16 protein-coding genes are annotated in these 15,087 nt (G+C 61.2%); 7 read left to right on the forward strand and 9 right to left on the reverse strand.

Features of this window, described 5'->3' with window-relative positions; all coding sequences use genetic code 11:
- Window positions 1-25: 25 nt before the first annotated feature.
- Together AC3WOG_RS09635 and AC3WOG_RS09640 are read left to right on the forward strand one after the other, a co-directional pair.
- The gene (locus tag AC3WOG_RS09635; protein WP_492577770.1) at window positions 26-1,633 is read left to right on the forward strand and encodes an aldehyde dehydrogenase (NADP(+)); all 1,608 of its coding nucleotides are present in this window, start codon (window positions 26-28) and stop codon (window positions 1,631-1,633) included.
- Window positions 1,633-3,195 carry a UxaA family hydrolase gene (locus AC3WOG_RS09640; RefSeq protein WP_492579756.1) on the forward strand — a complete coding sequence of 521 codons (1,563 nt, stop codon included), beginning with the start codon at window positions 1,633-1,635 and terminating at the stop codon, window positions 3,193-3,195. The genes AC3WOG_RS09635 and AC3WOG_RS09640 overlap by 1 nt, the downstream gene beginning before the upstream one ends.
- A 393-nt stretch (window positions 3,196-3,588) precedes the next feature.
- Here the strand turns inward: AC3WOG_RS09640 and AC3WOG_RS09645 are convergent, their stop codons facing one another.
- Window positions 3,589-4,158, reverse strand: a complete 570-nt coding sequence (locus AC3WOG_RS09645) for a hypothetical protein (protein WP_492577771.1) — start codon at window positions 4,156-4,158, stop codon at window positions 3,589-3,591.
- 356 nt (window positions 4,159-4,514) lie between these two features.
- Between AC3WOG_RS09645 and AC3WOG_RS09650 the strand changes: the two genes are divergently transcribed.
- Window positions 4,515-4,793 carry a hypothetical protein gene (locus tag AC3WOG_RS09650; RefSeq protein ID WP_492577772.1) on the forward strand — a complete coding sequence of 93 codons (279 nt, stop codon included), beginning with the start codon at window positions 4,515-4,517 and terminating at the stop codon, window positions 4,791-4,793.
- A gap of 94 nt (window positions 4,794-4,887) precedes the next feature.
- Here AC3WOG_RS09650 and AC3WOG_RS09655 read toward each other — a convergent pair whose 3' ends face one another.
- Window positions 4,888-6,099 carry an MFS transporter gene (locus AC3WOG_RS09655; protein ID WP_492577773.1) on the reverse strand — a complete coding sequence of 404 codons (1,212 nt, stop codon included), beginning with the start codon at window positions 6,097-6,099 and terminating at the stop codon, window positions 4,888-4,890.
- Between the two features lie 381 nt (window positions 6,100-6,480).
- On the opposite strand from AC3WOG_RS09655, the gene AC3WOG_RS09660 reads away from it, so the two are divergent.
- Entirely contained in the window at window positions 6,481-6,897 is a 417-nt protein-coding gene (locus AC3WOG_RS09660; protein ID WP_492577774.1) for a cupredoxin domain-containing protein, read from the forward strand.
- A 260-nt stretch (window positions 6,898-7,157) separates the two neighbouring features.
- Here the strand turns inward: AC3WOG_RS09660 and AC3WOG_RS09665 are convergent, their stop codons facing one another.
- The 4 genes from AC3WOG_RS09665 to AC3WOG_RS09680 all read right to left on the reverse strand — a co-directional run bounded on the left by AC3WOG_RS09665 (window position 7,158) and on the right by AC3WOG_RS09680 (window position 10,548).
- On the reverse strand, window positions 7,158-7,568 hold the full coding sequence (locus tag AC3WOG_RS09665) for a DUF4405 domain-containing protein (RefSeq protein ID WP_492577775.1): 411 nt from the start codon (window positions 7,566-7,568) through the stop codon (window positions 7,158-7,160).
- Between the two features lie 90 nt (window positions 7,569-7,658).
- Window positions 7,659-8,525: an FAD:protein FMN transferase gene (locus tag AC3WOG_RS09670; RefSeq protein ID WP_492577776.1), complete on the reverse strand. Its 867-nt coding sequence runs from the start codon at window positions 8,523-8,525 to the stop codon at window positions 7,659-7,661.
- A 17-nt stretch (window positions 8,526-8,542) separates the two neighbouring features.
- Window positions 8,543-9,097, reverse strand: coding sequence for an FMN-binding protein (locus AC3WOG_RS09675; protein ID WP_492577777.1), 555 nt, complete (start codon window positions 9,095-9,097; stop codon window positions 8,543-8,545).
- A gap of 2 nt (window positions 9,098-9,099) precedes the next feature.
- Complete coding sequence (locus AC3WOG_RS09680) at window positions 9,100-10,548, reverse strand: porin (protein ID WP_492577778.1); 1,449 nt, start codon at window positions 10,546-10,548, stop codon at window positions 9,100-9,102.
- Window positions 10,549-11,571: 1,023 nt separating this feature from the next.
- Between AC3WOG_RS09680 and bfr the strand changes: the two genes are divergently transcribed.
- A complete protein-coding gene (gene bfr / locus AC3WOG_RS09685; RefSeq protein ID WP_492579757.1) occupies window positions 11,572-12,051 on the forward strand; it encodes a bacterioferritin in 480 nt (159 codons plus the stop codon).
- A 183-nt stretch (window positions 12,052-12,234) separates the two neighbouring features.
- On the opposite strand, the gene AC3WOG_RS09690 is transcribed toward bfr, so the two are convergent.
- A complete protein-coding gene (locus AC3WOG_RS09690; RefSeq protein ID WP_492577779.1) occupies window positions 12,235-12,771 on the reverse strand; it encodes a peroxiredoxin-like family protein in 537 nt (178 codons plus the stop codon).
- A gap of 15 nt (window positions 12,772-12,786) precedes the next feature.
- Here AC3WOG_RS09690 and AC3WOG_RS09695 point away from each other — a divergent pair, with 15 nt between their 5' ends.
- Window positions 12,787-13,629 (forward strand): AraC family transcriptional regulator, encoded by an 843-nt coding sequence (locus AC3WOG_RS09695; RefSeq protein ID WP_492577780.1) that lies wholly within the window; start codon window positions 12,787-12,789, stop codon window positions 13,627-13,629.
- A gap of 115 nt (window positions 13,630-13,744) precedes the next feature.
- Here AC3WOG_RS09695 and AC3WOG_RS09700 read toward each other — a convergent pair whose 3' ends face one another.
- The gene (locus tag AC3WOG_RS09700; RefSeq protein WP_492577781.1) at window positions 13,745-13,954 is read right to left on the reverse strand and encodes a hypothetical protein; all 210 of its coding nucleotides are present in this window, start codon (window positions 13,952-13,954) and stop codon (window positions 13,745-13,747) included.
- Here AC3WOG_RS09700 and AC3WOG_RS09705 point away from each other — a divergent pair.
- The gene (locus tag AC3WOG_RS09705) at window positions 13,954-14,130 is read left to right on the forward strand and encodes a hypothetical protein (RefSeq protein ID WP_492577782.1); all 177 of its coding nucleotides are present in this window, start codon (window positions 13,954-13,956) and stop codon (window positions 14,128-14,130) included. The two genes, AC3WOG_RS09700 and AC3WOG_RS09705, sit on opposite strands and share 1 nt — an antisense overlap.
- A gap of 58 nt (window positions 14,131-14,188) precedes the next feature.
- Here the strand turns inward: AC3WOG_RS09705 and AC3WOG_RS09710 are convergent, their stop codons facing one another.
- On the reverse strand, window positions 14,189-15,073 hold the full coding sequence (locus AC3WOG_RS09710; RefSeq protein WP_492577783.1) for an N-acetylmuramic acid 6-phosphate etherase: 885 nt from the start codon (window positions 15,071-15,073) through the stop codon (window positions 14,189-14,191).
- Window positions 15,074-15,087: the final 14 nt, after the last annotated feature.

Genomic DNA, 15,087 nt, shown 5'->3' on the forward strand with positions numbered 1-15,087 from the left:
GCACACGATTCAACCGGAAATTCACATGACCATTCCTGGACATCATTACATTGGCGGACGACGCAGCGCCTGCGCATCGAATCACCCGCTTTTCAGCCTTGATGCGATAACGGGCGAGCGCCATGCTGTCAGCTTTTTCGAAGCGTCGGACGCTGAAGTCGCGGCGGCGGCAAGCGCGGCGTACGACGCGTTTCCGGTTTATCGCAGCCTGAGCCCTGCGCAGCGCGCTGCTTTCCTTGAGGCGATCGCCGATGAGATCGACGAACTCGACGCGTCGTTCATCGCCGAAGCGAGCCGCGAGACCGCGCTGCCCGCGGCGCGCCTGGAAGGTGAGCGCAAGCGCACAAGCGGCCAGTTGCGCCTCTTTGCCGCGACGGTGCGCCGGGGCGATTTTCACGGTGCGCGGATCGATCGCGCACAGCCTGACCGCAAGCCGCTGCCGCGTCCCGACTTGCGGCAGTACCGGATCGGTGTTGGCCCGGTCGCGGTATTCGGCGCAAGCAATTTTCCTATCGCATTCTCCGTGGCCGGCGGCGACACGGCCTCGGCCCTGGCGGCGGGGTGTTCCGTCGTCGTGAAAGCGCATCCGGGCCATATGGTGACTGCCGAATACGTCGCCGATGCGATTGAACGCGCCATTGTGAAGACCGGCATGCCAGCCGGCACTTTCAACATGATCCACGGCACCGCTGCCACTGGTGCCGCGCTCGTTCAGGCGCCGGAGATCAGGGCGGTCGGCTTCACGGGCTCGCTGGCTGGCGGCCGCGCACTGTTCGATCTGGCGCAGGCCCGGCCGGAACCCATTCCGGTTTTCGCTGAAATGTCCAGCGTGAACCCGGTGTTCGTCCTGCCGTCCGCGTTGATCGGGCGTGGCGCGCAGATCGCTCGGGAATTGGCCGCTTCGGTCACGACCGGATGTGGTCAGCTCTGCACCAATCCGGGCCTCGTACTCGGCGTCCGCTCGCCGGAATTCGACGCGTTCGTATCGGACTTGCGCGCGGCACTTGAACAGGCTGTGCCACAGGCGATGCTCGGAGCTGGAATTCGCGATAACTTCCGTCATGGCATCGCCAGACTGCGGGCGGTTAGGGGAGTCGACGTGCTGGTGGCAGCGGAACTCGACGGACGTATCGGCGGCCATCTTCTGAAAGCCGACCGGCGCGCTTTATTCGAGGGCTCTGCACTGGAGGAGGAAGTGTTCGGCCCGTCGACGATTGTCGTCGAACTGGATTCCGAAGCGGACTTTCATGCGTTTGCCAGAACCATGCGCGGGCAACTGACAGCAACCGTGCTGGCGAGCGAAACGGACATCGAGCGAAACGCCAGCCTCATCGCGTTGCTGGAAGAAAAGGTCGGGCGTCTCCTGTTCAATGGCTATCCGACGGGAGTGGAAGTCAGCGACGCCATCGTGCACGGCGGTCCGTACCCGGCGACTACCGATGCGCGCGGCACGTCCGTCGGCAGCGTTGCGATCGAGCGCTTCCTGCGGCCCGTGTGCTATCAAGGCTATCCCGACGCAAATCTGCCGCTCGCCTTGCAGGACGCAAACCCGTTGAACCTGATTCGCCTGATCGACGGTGTTCCGACGCGCGAGGCAGTGCGCGCGGCGCAGACCGCGGAGGCCGCATCATGATGTTTGAGACCGAAAACGCAGTGGCCGGTACTTCGGCAACCGTAGAGCCGATCGTGCAGCTGCATCCGGATGACGATGTCGTCATCGCGCGGCACCAGCTTGTCGCGGGCATGCGCATTGGCAGCCGTCTTGCCGTACGCGGATTGATCCCGGCGGGTCACAAGCTTGCCGTCCACAGTATCGAAGCGGGCGCGCCAGTACGGCGCTATGGGCAGATCATCGGCTTTGCGACGCGTGCGATCGAAGCCGGCGAGCACGTCCACACGCACAATCTCTCGATGGGCAGCTTCGATCGGGACTACGCTTTCGGCGCGGATGCGAAGCCCGCGCCGACGGTCGCGGCAACGGCGCGGTTCATGGGCATCGTGCGCGCCGACGGACGTGTCGCGACGCGCAACTACATCGGCGTTCTGACATCGGTCAATTGCTCCGCGACGGCGGCTCGCGCCATCGCCGATTATTTTCGCCGCGATATTCATCCGCAGGCGCTGGCGGACTATCCAAACGTCGATGGCGTGATCGCCCTGACGCACGGTCAAGGCTGCGCGATCGATTCCGAAGGCGAAGCGCTGGAAATGATCCGGCGCACCCTCGGCGGTTACGCACGGCACCCCAATTTCGCCGGCGTACTGATCGTCGGGCTGGGTTGCGAAACCAATCAGATCGACCGGCTTGTGCAAAGCCAGGGTCTTACGCCCGGCGCGGCGCTGAAGACGATGACCATTCAGGCGACCGGCGGCACGGCGCGCACGGTCGCGGCCGGCATCGAACAGGTCAAGGCGATGCTCACGGAAGCGAACAACGTGCGGCGCGAGCCCGTCGATGCGAAGCATCTGGTGATCGGCTTGCAATGCGGCGGCTCAGACGGCTACTCCGGCATCACGGCGAATCCGGCACTCGGCGCGGCGGTCGATCGTCTGGTCGCGCATGGCGGGACGGCGATCCTGTCCGAAACCCCCGAGGTCTATGGCGCAGAACATCTGTTGACGCGCCGGGCCGTGTCACGTGAGGTCGGCGAGAAGCTGATCGAACGGATTCACTGGTGGGAAGCTTACTGTGCGCGCATGAATGCGGATCTGAACAACAATCCATCGGCTGGGAACAAGGCTGGCGGACTGACGACGATTCTCGAAAAGTCGCTCGGCGCCGTGGCGAAAGGCGGCACGACGAATCTCGTCGATGTGTACCGGTACGCCGAACTGGTCCGTGCACGCGGCCTCGTTTTCATGGATACGCCGGGCTACGATCCGGTTTCGGCGACCGGGCAGGTCGCGGGCGGGGCCAACCTGATCTGCTTTACGACGGGGCGCGGCTCGGCCTATGGCTGCGCGCCGTCGCCATCGTTGAAACTGGGAACCAATACCGCTTTGTGGCAACGCCAGGAAGAGGATATCGACCTGAATTGCGGGTCGATTCTCGACGGCGAGCGAACGGTCGACGAACTCGGCGAAGAGATCTTCCAGCTCATGCTTGCGACCGCGTCAGGCCAGGCATCGAAGAGCGAGTTGCATGGATACGGCCAGAACGAATTCGTGCCGTGGCAGATTGGCGCCATCACATAAGGCGGTATTAGGGTGCCCATTGGCTGCGCATTGGATAGCGACCGACATAAAAAATAGCCATGAAAACTGGAATAGATGTGCTGGACCGGACGTCCCTTTCTACTATCCGGTCGTAGAAAGGGACGCCCACTCCGACAAAGACGCGGACGCGCGCGGCATCTGCTGACCCGCATGCGCGCGCTGCGGCCAGCACCATCGGCGTGATGCAAATTTTCAGGCGCATCACGACGAACGCCTCACTGGACGTTTTTTGCCATCCGCTTGACGCCGACATCGCCTCCCGCCAGCAGCGACCGGCAGTACCGCTGAACCCCGTGACCGGCTTGCGCTGTTCGTTCTTCCGTGGCGCCTTTGGGCTATCCCGGATGAAAGGTGCGAACAGGAAACGTCGGACTAGTGCCGTCGTATTCCGCCGACCCCGCTCATTGCGCCGAACTGGTGCATTGCGCTGCCGCCCCGCGTCCCACCGAACCCGCGCATGCCGACGCCGGGGAATGGTCCACGGTGAAAGCCCGCTCCCATTGGCGCACTGAAGCGACCGTGATCCATCTGATTGAAGTGACCGAAACGATTAAAGTGATCGAAACGATTAAAGTGATCGAAACGATGGAAGCGATTGAAACGATGGAAGTGATTGAAACGGTCGACAAAGATGAAGCTCACCCCCGAGCCGATGAAAAGCGGTGGCCCCCAATACCAGGGATCGGGATACGGGTAGGCGGCGAGCGGATACCACAGCACGCTGCCATCGGCGCTTTGTACGATCTGCCATGTTCCGTCACTTTGCAGGCATGCACGTCCGACGATTTGCTGTATCGTGCCGTCGATCTCTGCCTGCCCAACGACCGCACGGCAATTGATGCTGTAGGCCGGTACGGGCAAATCGTCATACATTTGCGCAAGGGCGGACGCAGAAGAGCCGAGACAGACGAGCAATGTCCCGAAACGAAGTAATTTGTCCATGATGGGGTCCTGAATGGGTCCCCGACGTTGCGACGCGCGGCGTCATCCAGCACATCGGTTTGCTTGCGCAAATTCACGCCGCGGCGGTAGAGATTTGTCACTCGGGACGTGGTTGCCTGATGGGTAAACGATGGAATATGCCGGACTATTCCAGGGTATGAAGGAGTCAGTCGATCGCCGCCGAAGCTAGCGCTGGACCGGCGCGATGTTCGGTCCAGCCCAATAGCTAAACCGCATCACGTATTACAAACGGTTACAGGAGAGACGCCTCAGTTTCACCGGGCACTTTTCCCGGCGCCTACGATGGTGTATCGGACCGCTGCAGGCGGTCCGCATAACCTGAATGGAAGAGCACCATGAAACGCGCATTGGTTTTAACTGCGCTGGGAGTTTCCATAGGATGCGCATCCGGCGCGGCTCTGGCCCACGCGGACATCGGCGTCTTTTTCGGCGTTCCCGGCCCGGTGTACGTGGCGCCGCCTCCAGTCGTCTACCAACCGCCGCCGGTCGTCTACGCGCCGGTACCAGCCTATGGCTACGGATATCAGGACGAATACTGGGAGGAACGGCGTTGGCATGACAATGGCCGGCATCGTGGCTGGCACAAGCACCACCACGAGGATGACGATGACTGATGCATCGTTGTGCCGGGCTCAGTCCTAGCGTTCGCATTGTGCCGCGAGGGCATCCGCCCTCCGTGGTCAGGCGTGCGTCAGACCCTACGTTTCGCTAGAAGGCGTTGTTTCGCCGCAATCCTCCGCCTATGGCAAGGGCAGCCAGAGTCAGCAGACAAAACCCTGCACCCGCGTAAAAGGTTGCCGCAGCGCCGATGCTGTCCCAAAGTTTACCCGCGACGATGCTTGCAATCAGCATCGCCAGTCCGCTCATCAGATTGAAGAAGCCGAATGCTGTGCCCTTCAGGTCTGGCGGCGCGGCGTGTGCGACCATCGTCGCGAGCAGGCCCTGGGTGAGCCCCATATGCAATCCCCATAGTGCGACGCCGAGCAGCACGACCGGCCAGTGACTTCCGTGCGCAAGCACGACATCGGACGCAATGAGTACCACGAGGCCGATGGTCAGTAGTCTGGTATGGCTCATCGAGTCAGCCAGTTTGCCAAAGGGATAGGCCGACACGGAATACACAAGGTTCATTGCTACCATTACCAGTGGCACGAGCGCGACCGGTACGCCACCCTGCATCGCGCGCAGGACGAGGAATGCCTCGCTGAATCGCGCAAGCGTGAATACGGCACCGATGAACACCACCCACCAGTAGCGGCGACTCAGCTTCTTCAGATTTTCGAGCTTCAGCGGGTTGACTCGTTTCGCGCCAGCCTGGTGCGCCGGCTCCTTGATACCGAATACCAGAATCGCCACCGCGACAAGGCCCGGAATCACGGCCACCCAGAACACCCGGCGAAAGTTGTCCGCCCACAGGAGCATCAGCAACACGGCAAGCAGCGGGCCGAGAAATGCGCCTACCGTATCGAGCGACTGGCGCAAACCGTACGCCGCGCCGCGCAGATGCGGGGGCGTAATATCAGCGACAAGGGCGTCGCGCGGCGCGCCCCTCACACCTTTCCCGATTCGGTCCGCGACGCGCGCGGTCAGCACGATTCCCGCCGTTGGCGCGAGAGCAAACAGCGGCTTGCTCAACGCCCCCATCCCGTATCCGATGACCGCGAGCCATTTCCGGTTGCCGAGATAGTCGCTGAGCGCACCGGAAAATATCTTCACGATGGGCGTAGCCGCTTCCGCTATGCCTTCAATCAGGCCCACCATCATGGCGCTCGCACCCAGGGTCGTGACGAGAAACATCGGAAGGAGGCTATGAATGATTTCCGATGAGATGTCCATGAACATGCTCACGAAGCCGAGCATCCAGATACCCCGGGGAATCTGGCTGAGCGTGCCGGTGCGCGGCGTGGAACTGGTCTGCATTTTTTCTCGACTCCGGGATGTCAGTTCAACAGCGGTATCGTCGCACGCCGATGTAAAACCAGTATGAAGCAGTGCCAACAGCGGGGCGATATTCGAGGGCTGAGGCGAAGCCAGGTTGCCTTCTGAAGCTGCTTCTCACGTCGGGACACATACAGCGTTGGCAGAAGATCTGTACTGAGCAAGCCACTCCAGACTAACCCACCCAGCGTCACAATGGCCAGCCCCTGTTCAGGCGCCGCGCCCTTACGCCAACCTGCAAGTGTGGTCGGACCGGGAATAGCGCGATGGTTTCACGCGTTTACGTATCTTGGCGAGTACCGTTCTGCGACGTCGATCGTTCGTCGCAGGGTGGTTCGCGCGCCTTTTCCAGGAGTAACGGCCATGACTTCCTTCCCCCGCCACGCGCTGCGCCTCGGTGTGATTGCTCTTGGCATTGTTTGCAGCAGCGCTTTCGCGAACCAGACGATAAAAGCGACGCTGCTCTCGAACGCCATCCAGCTCAGCGCAACGAGCATCACGACAGGCACAGTCACGATCGAGGTCAGCAACGCGTCCGACGCGAACCTGACGCACGAACTGGTGGTTCTGAAGACCGACGTGGCCGACGACAAGCTGCGAGTAAAAAATGGCCAGGTGCTCGAGAAGATGTACCAGAAACTGGGAGAGGTGGAGAACATTGCGCCGGGAAAGAGCAAGCGCTTGACGCTGCGCCTTGCGCCGGGTCATTACGTGTTGATCTGCAACAACCCAGGTCATTATCGGATGGGCATGCATACCTCGTTGGTCGTCGGGTCATGACCGTTGGGTGGCGAGCGCTTCCGTGCAGGCTATTTCGCGGTTGATCAGATGGCGTCCGTCCATGCCTGTCGATCGCATCCTTCCGCCAGAGCCTGTACGGAATCGCAGCCGCGTCGCCGGCAGCGCGCCACGGCGGTGCTCTCCGGAAACGGGGCGGTCTGCGGACTATCGGTAAGCCCTCGCGCTAGCGCTTCGCACCGAACGCAATGACATCGCTCGCCTGCTGCGATCGAAGTGTGATCACCTTCCGCGGTCAGCCACTAACTTCGACCGCCCTGACGCAGCGCGTGGCCTTTCACGATATGCCATGCGAGCGCACCCGGCAGCCCGAAACCGACAATCCAGTGAAGGCATTCGGTGCCACTGCGCAGCGCATCGCCACCGAAATAGTAGAGGCCGTAGCCGCTCAACACCAGCATACCGAGCGCGACGGAGATCACCATACCCGCAGCACGGTTCCTGCGTATCCGCCAGCCGTGGAGCATGTGTCCGTGTAGCATCGTGCCGAGCAGATACAGGCTGCCCATTGCAGCAGCGCCGTGTACTTTCATTGCCCAGGGCTCAAGGGGACTGGGCAGCGAATCGTCGGGGCGGCCGTAGTGTGCAAGCAGCCACACCAAGCCGCTGAGCAGCAGAATCGCGACGAGGCCGTAAAGCGTGAGGCGCGACATGCGTACCAGCCGCAGAGCCGGCGGAGGGCGGTGTTGAGGGAGATACATTTTCGTTGGTCGTTGACGATTCACGGTGAGGCCGGGCAGCCACTAGAGGCAGGAAAATACCACGCGCGCGTCATGGAGAGCCAATAACGGATGTTCGGGGCTGCCCGTCGCGAGCACGATCTTGGTCAACGCATCGGCGATCACGCAAGTCGGCGCACTGATGCTCACGCCACGCCCGAGCGGGAGCGGTTCGTGCGAACGACCATCAAGCAGCGCGGAAACGCGACGAGGCTCGAAAAAATCGAGTCCGGCTGTCGCCGAGCTTGCGAGCGCGGTGTTGCGCAGATCAAGCGTCCCGACAATGCGCGAAGGTTCTTGTGGATCACGAAGATGGATGGTCACCGGGTGTTCCCCGCAGTGGCGCAGATCACCGCCGGCATTGACCAGGATGTCTTCGATGCACGCGGCGTCGGCGTGGGTTGCGACCGCTTCGATTGCCCGGTCAACCGCATAGCCTTTCGCAACGCCGCCAAGATCAATCAAACACGCACGGTGCTTGATCACGCGGTTGCCGTCGATGGCGAACGCCTGCGCGTCGCCAGTGTCTTCAGCCCATGCGGACGCCGACCCAAGGGGCGTCGGCAACATGCCGGGTCGAACCAGCGTTGTGCCGACCGTGCAATCGAACGCTCCGCCTGACGCCTGCGCTAGCGTTGTCGCGAGCGCGAGCACTTCGACCGTGCGCGGATCGATGCAGACCGATTCGCCCGGCGCGGCGCGGTTGATACGGCCGATGTCGCTCTGCGGATCATGGAAACTCATCAAACGGTGCACGTCGGCGATTGCCGCGAATGCGGCCTCGCTTGCAGCGCGCGCGGTGTCTGAGTCGGTCGCCCGGATGCTGACTTCGACAAGCGTGCCGAGCAGCGGCTTTGCACGACGTAGCGTAGGAGCGTTGATTGAGGTCATGCGTGCCGGACTCCGCATCAACGTCTGACAAGCGACGTCTGCGTGTAAACCGCGAGACGCCGGATGCCGTCCGTCAGATGCGTGCATGACATCGTCGCCCCGCTGATGTTCTGGATGTCGTCGTTGATGCGCAGCGGCGCAGCAGCGCTCTTGCCGCGGAACTGCCTGCGCCACGCCGCTGTGCGTACTTCGCCACCGTGTTCTTCGCGATACGACAGAATCTCGACGTCGCGGATCGTCCCGTCCGTGCCAAAGGAGACCGCGTAGTTGATCGACTGAAACTTCCCGATTACCGCATCGGTCAGCACGTAGCCGAGCAGCGTGTCGCCTGATTTCGCCGCAAACACATGCCACTGCGACGTATTGACCGGCGAGCCTGCCGCAGTCGCAAGCGCCTTGATCTGCTCGGGCGACAATACGATGGCTTGCGGCTCGAACGCCGTCGCGTCGGGAAACATCGTTTTCTGCGCCTCGGCGACCGACTGATAGTCGGCCCCGAACACCGTGACGGGCGTGAACGCGACGCTCACCATGAGCGCCGCGATCAGCGTGGTAAAGGGCTGGTAACGCATCGTCAGAACTGCAGGCCAAGGCCGAGATCGATGCGCGAGAAGTCGCGGTTGATCTTGAAGCGCTGATAGTCCACCTTGAACACGACGTTCGGATTCAGGTAGAAGTTCGCGCCGACGGTGTACACCGTGTCGTGCGGCGTCGCGAACGTCGATCCGTCAGCCGCGGGGCCCGACGACACCGGCCCGAAGCCCGGCGCGATCCCTTCGTAGCTCGCGCCCATGTTGTATTTTTCAAAGCGTGCGAACGGCGCGATGCGATAGCCGCCCAGTGTGGCGTTGTAGGCCGCTTGCAGATACCAGCCATAAAAGCTCGCCGGCAACGGGTTCGTTGCGCCCGGGAACTGTGCGTTAGCTTCTGCGGTGTGGGAAAACAGGCCGCGCGCATACAGCGCCGACAAATCCCATTTGCCCGGCTGATAGCGCACATGACCCTCATACAACGTGACGCGCTGATTGTCGTCGATGTTTGGCGTCGCGCGCACGACACCACCATTGAAGAACGTGCCGCCAACGGTCAGCCCCGGCACACCGCGATAGTTCAACGCGATATAGCCGGACGCCTTCTGTGCGTTCGCGATCGCCAGTTCCTGATGTGTCGCCTGCATTGGCGCAATCGCGTTGTTCTGCATCTCGAGCGCCGAGTTGTACAGCGGCGTCTGCGGCGTGAAGTTCCACTTCGACAGATCCAGACCGGTCGTCAGGCCGATGTTCCAGCCAAGCCCGATCGGCGTGTCGCCATACAGCGCCAGGCCGCCTTCGCGCCACGTGCTCGGGATGATCAGCGTCTCGACAAAGTTGCGCGTTACACCGTAGAAATTGGTTGGCTCGTGATTCTCGTTGATCAGACCGGCCGGAATCAGGAACAGACCTGCCTTCGCCGAGAGCTTGTCGTTGAACTTGTGATCGACGTAAAACTGCTCGACCTCGAATTCGCCCGGGTCGCTCGATGACGTCACTCCATGTTCGATTTCGAACTCCGAGTTAAACCGGGTCTTCTCGTCGAACTGATAGCCTATCCCAAACACCGCGCGTGCGAGATCGGCTTTGGTGTCCTCCGAACGGCGCGTCGGACGCGCGTAGTACGCTTCCCCGTAACCCCACAGGCTCAGGTTATCGAGCGGCGACGGCCTGGACACTGCTGCCTGCGCGGACTGCGTGGCCGCTGCGACTTCGGTTTTCAGTTCCTGTTGCTGGGCGACGGTCTGCTGCGTCGTCTGCGCCTGTTGCTGCTGTTGTGCTTGCAATTGAGCGTTTTGCTGCTTCATGTCCAGCAACTGCTGGCGCATATCGGCGAGCTGTTTCGCCATGTCGTCAAGCTTGCCTTCGAGCTTGCGCACAGTGGCGGCCGACGGCGTAGCAGGTTCGGCAGCGCGCGCAGGCGAGACAGAAAGCAGGTTCGCTGTGACGGCCGCGACGGCCGTGAGCGCAGGAAGGTAACGCGGACGATTCATGTAATTTCCAACGTGAGTAAAGAAGAAGTTCAATTCGTGTCGCCTGCAGCTTTCGCGGCCACGACGGTGTCCGTGCGATCACGTTGCACCCGCAGGCGGTGCGCTCCGGTCTGGATGGATCGCCATTGTTCGTATGCGTGCAGAGGAACGCGATGACGTTGCCGGTTTCGCAGGAGGTCAGGGTTGACGCACGCGCATGCGGATTTCGCCAACGTCGACATGGCCGCAATCGGGTGTGGGTGTGTTGTCGCGCGCGTTGTCCGGTATGTCTTCCTGTTTCACACCCAGCCCTTCGGATCGGCGTCGAAGCTGACAGACCAGGTCACCGCATCGCTTAGGTCGGCGAACACGCCGTTGTGAAAGTCGTGCTGCCCGGGCACGAGGTGGTGCGTCGATTACGCCTCGAACAGACAACACTGCGACAGGCGCATCACACGTCGCAAGTGCCGTGGGCCGCGACAGGCCGTGGTTGTAGCTGGCGTGGTTGTCGGTGCAGAACTGGCCTCGGTCGCGTGGCAAAGCAACAGGTGTGTCGGCCGTCTGGTTTGTCGGAACGTGCCCGGTGGGCGGCAGGCCAACGCTGTAGTACGTGAAACCGGCAAAAACTGGCGGCTTACCGTTCAGCCCGCCCGACACGCGGCATGCGGCCCACTGTCTCCTTCTTGTTTGCACCGCCATCCCCAAATATTGAATGCGAATTATTATCGAATGCGAATGTTACGAAAAATTATTCTCGTTTGCAATTAAATAGTTATGAAGGCAAATTGTAATATTTCGTTCTTGTGACACGACTCCCGCTGCCGGCGGCAGGCGACATTCGGGGCGCTACGGTGTATGTGCGCATCCTCGCGACGGGTCTTTGCGTCTCGTGCCCGTCGCGGCTGGCCGCGCAACGCATTTGGGCGTCGGCACCTTCTCCTCGTCGCGTCTGCATCCTTCCCTTTTTGAGGACAGCAGACTATGTTGGAACCTGGGTGTGTCTGCTTCACACACCGCGCCGGACGCGAACGAGAAGGAGCCATCATGCAAGGGGACAAGAAGGTCATCGAATACCTGAACGCCCAGTTGAAGAATGAGCTGACGGCGATCAACCAGTATTTCCTCCATGCGCGCATGTACCGTCATTGGCACCTTGATGCCTTTGGCAAACATGAATACGAAGAGTCGATTGGTGAGATGAAGCACGCTGACCGTCTGATCGAACGCATTCTTCTGCTCGACGGGCTGCCGAACCTGCAAGACCTGGCTAAGCTGCTCATCGGTGAAAACACGCAGGAGATACTCGAGTGCGATCTGAAGCTCGAGCAAGGTTCCCAGGTCACGTGCAAGGAGGCGATCGCGTACTGCGAAACAGTTGCCGATTACGTCTCGCGCGAAATCTTCCGCGAAATCCTCGATGACACTGAAGAACACATCGACTGGCTTGAAACACAACTCGGGCTCATCGCAAAGCTCGGGATCCAGAACTATCTGCAATCAGGCATGGGTGCGATCGAATCGTGATCGCCAATTGGCGAATGTCATGCGCGGTGTTCTGACGTTGAGTACCGCGATTGATACCGCCCGCTCGTCGGGTGCGACGAGCAGCGGGGTGCCGCCATCATAAATACTTCATCCGGATCTCGTGCGGGCTCGCGGGCGGTATCATCGGCGCCGGTCTCGTTGCCATGTATCCGGCCTCAAAGGTCATAGCGCGCCGATGTACTCGCCTCGCGCCGGGTAATCATGCTCGATCGTGAAATCGAGAGCCTGCAGCAGTTCCTTGAAGTTGGGTCGCACGAACGGCATCGACTGGACCGAAAGATAGTAGATTGTCTGGTCTGGACGAAGCAGAAACAGGCCGGGCTCGGAGAACAGTTCAGGTTCGTCGATCCCGATGGATGTCTTGCCTCGGGACGTTGAGATGTAGAGCCCCCATTTCCGGGCTTCGGATAGCGAAAATCCGTAGCCAATGCGCAAATTGCTGGCTGCAAGCTTCTTCTGCATCTCTCTCGCGCGCGCGTCGCCATCGGAGCTGATGGCAATGGTCGTGACCCCTCGTTTTGCGAACTCCGGTGTCAGCCGTTCCAACTCCTTCAAATACATTGCACAGATGGGGCAATGAAGCCCTCGGTAAAAACAGATGAGAGTCATTCGCCCAGGCGTGTCCGAGGCGAGATCGAACGAACCGTGGTCCAGGGTCTCAACGACAAGCGCGGGGGCCTTTTGGCGGGGAATAAGCATGGCACAACTCCTTTCGTGACAGATGACTCGCGCCGGTTGACGCTGCGGTTTGACTTTTGCATACTTTATGACATGAAAAATCTAAAAGGCATGATCAAAAGTCCAATTCCATCGGCCAAGGTGGATCGCTTGTCAGCCTTTTTTCGGGCCTTTGATTTGTCGGTTTGCGTGTCGGATCGCCCCGCGCCGGGTACCGACGCAAGTATCCTTGTCCTCGGCGAGTCGCAGCGGCTGGCAGAGCGACTGGTCCTCTGCAACGGCTCGCCGAAAAGCCCGGCGGCGGAGGGCAACGCGCTCGTCGTGGCCTCGGTGAGCTTCGGCGGGCCGTCAAATCCGCTCATCGCGGCATTGCCGGAGCAGGTCACCCTCTATCTGAGCGACTTGCCAACTCTGCACGCAATCACCGACGCGTTCGTGGAAGAGGCATTGAATAAGCGTTGCGGGCAAAACGCAGCGTTAGGCCGTCTGTGCGAGGTTATGTTGTTAATGATCTTGCGACAGATGATCGATGGCGGTGCGACGACGCCGGGACTGCTCGCCGGGCTCTCCCATCCGGCGCTTCATCGCGCATTGGTTGCGATACACGACGCGCCGGCCCGGCCCTGGCGCGTGGAAGACCTCGCGTTTGTCTCAGGCATGTCGCGCAGCCAATTTATGGCCTCGTTTCGCCAGACCGTAGGAACAACGCCGAGTGCTTATCTCACTGCGTGGCGTCTTATGCTCGCCCGTCGCGCGCTGGCTGACGGCGGAAGAATCAAGGCGGTTGCGCAGCGTGTCGGTTTCGGTAGTGCGTCTGCGTTTTCGCGCGCGTATTTGCGAGCGTTCGGATACCCGCCGATAGTGACACGCCAGCGTTAGCCGCTCGCAGCGTACGAACGCGTCGACTCTTTGGCTCGTGACTACCGAAAGCAGGCATGCAAAGGAGACGCAATCTGTCGACGATACGATGCCGCTGAGCGAGCAAGCGGGACGGTCAGGTCATGCCGGAAGAGGACGTCTTTCGTTGCATCACGCGTTCCGCCAGCTTCGCATCCGGCGAATCTTTGAAATCTTGCAGGGTTTGTGGGTCGCTCCGGTCCAAGGCATCTGTGCTCGGTGCTGTCCACACCTGCGCCACTTCGTCTGCCGCCGAGTCCGGATCCACCTTCCATCGGATGAGCACGTTCACCTTGTCGCGCGCCATTGGGGGCACAGGTCACTCACTTCCTGTCGCAGCAACTCGACGCACAGTTCGGCGTCCATGCGTGTTGCGGCCGCCTGCCACAGCGCGCGCATCTGCTCGGTGATATCGATGGAAATGTCGGGTATCGCGACGTCGGCAAGCGCTGTGCGCAGGACCTCGGCCTCGATCGCTCCTAGCCCCCGCGACCGGGGCCTGAAGGCTGGCAGGAACGCCGCGTAATGGGGTGAGGCTGGTTCAATCTTCGATGGCGCGGCGCACGTTACCGCCGACAGCCGTCAGGTGCGACTCGGCATCTTCGACCGAGATGCCGAGCTTTAACGCGACGATGGCCACTTTGACCTGGAACCCGCAAGACTCCAGCGTCTGGCGCGCCAGGTCACTCGACGCGCCCGTCACGCGCACGGTCAACGCGAGTGAACGACGGACCAGCTTGGCGTTGGTAGGCCGCAGGTCGACCATGAGGTTGCTGTATACCTTGTGCAGGCCTACCATCAACGCGCTGGAGAAACTGTTTAGCGCGATCTTCTGGGCGGTCCCGGCCTTGAGCCGCGTACTACCGGAGATGATCTCCGGCCCCGTGTCCAATGTAACGCCGATCTCCGCCTCAACCACGATCGCGGATTGCGGGTTATTTGCAAAGCCGATCGTGAGCGCGCCGACTCGCCGCGCGGCGCGCAGCGCCCCGAGCACGTATGGGGTACGCCCCGATGCCGCAATGGCGAGCACCACATCGTCTGGCGAAGGTCGCGTTGCCAGCAGGTCGGCCGCGCCTTGCTCGTCGTCGTCTTCGGCGCCCTCAATCGCCTCGGTGATGGCAGTGGCACCTCCCGCCAGCAAAACAATCGCGCGCTCTCTTGGCCAGGAGAAGGTTGGGTATAGCTCGACCGAGTCGAGCAGCCCGAGGCGCCCTGAGGTGCCGGCGCCGACGTAGATCAGTCGGCCACCGGCAGTTATCCGGGGTGCCGCCGCACGTACCGCGTCGGTCAGTTGGGTACGGCTGGCCCAAACGGCCTTCACCGCATTGATCTGGTCTTTAACAAGGGTATCGATCAGACGGTCGACGGGATAAAGATCGAGATTTGTATGAAGTGGATTCGGAGTTTCGGTATTGTTCAGCATGATGGCGTGACTAT

The organism is Paraburkholderia sp. FW306-02-B (assembly GCF_058782725.1).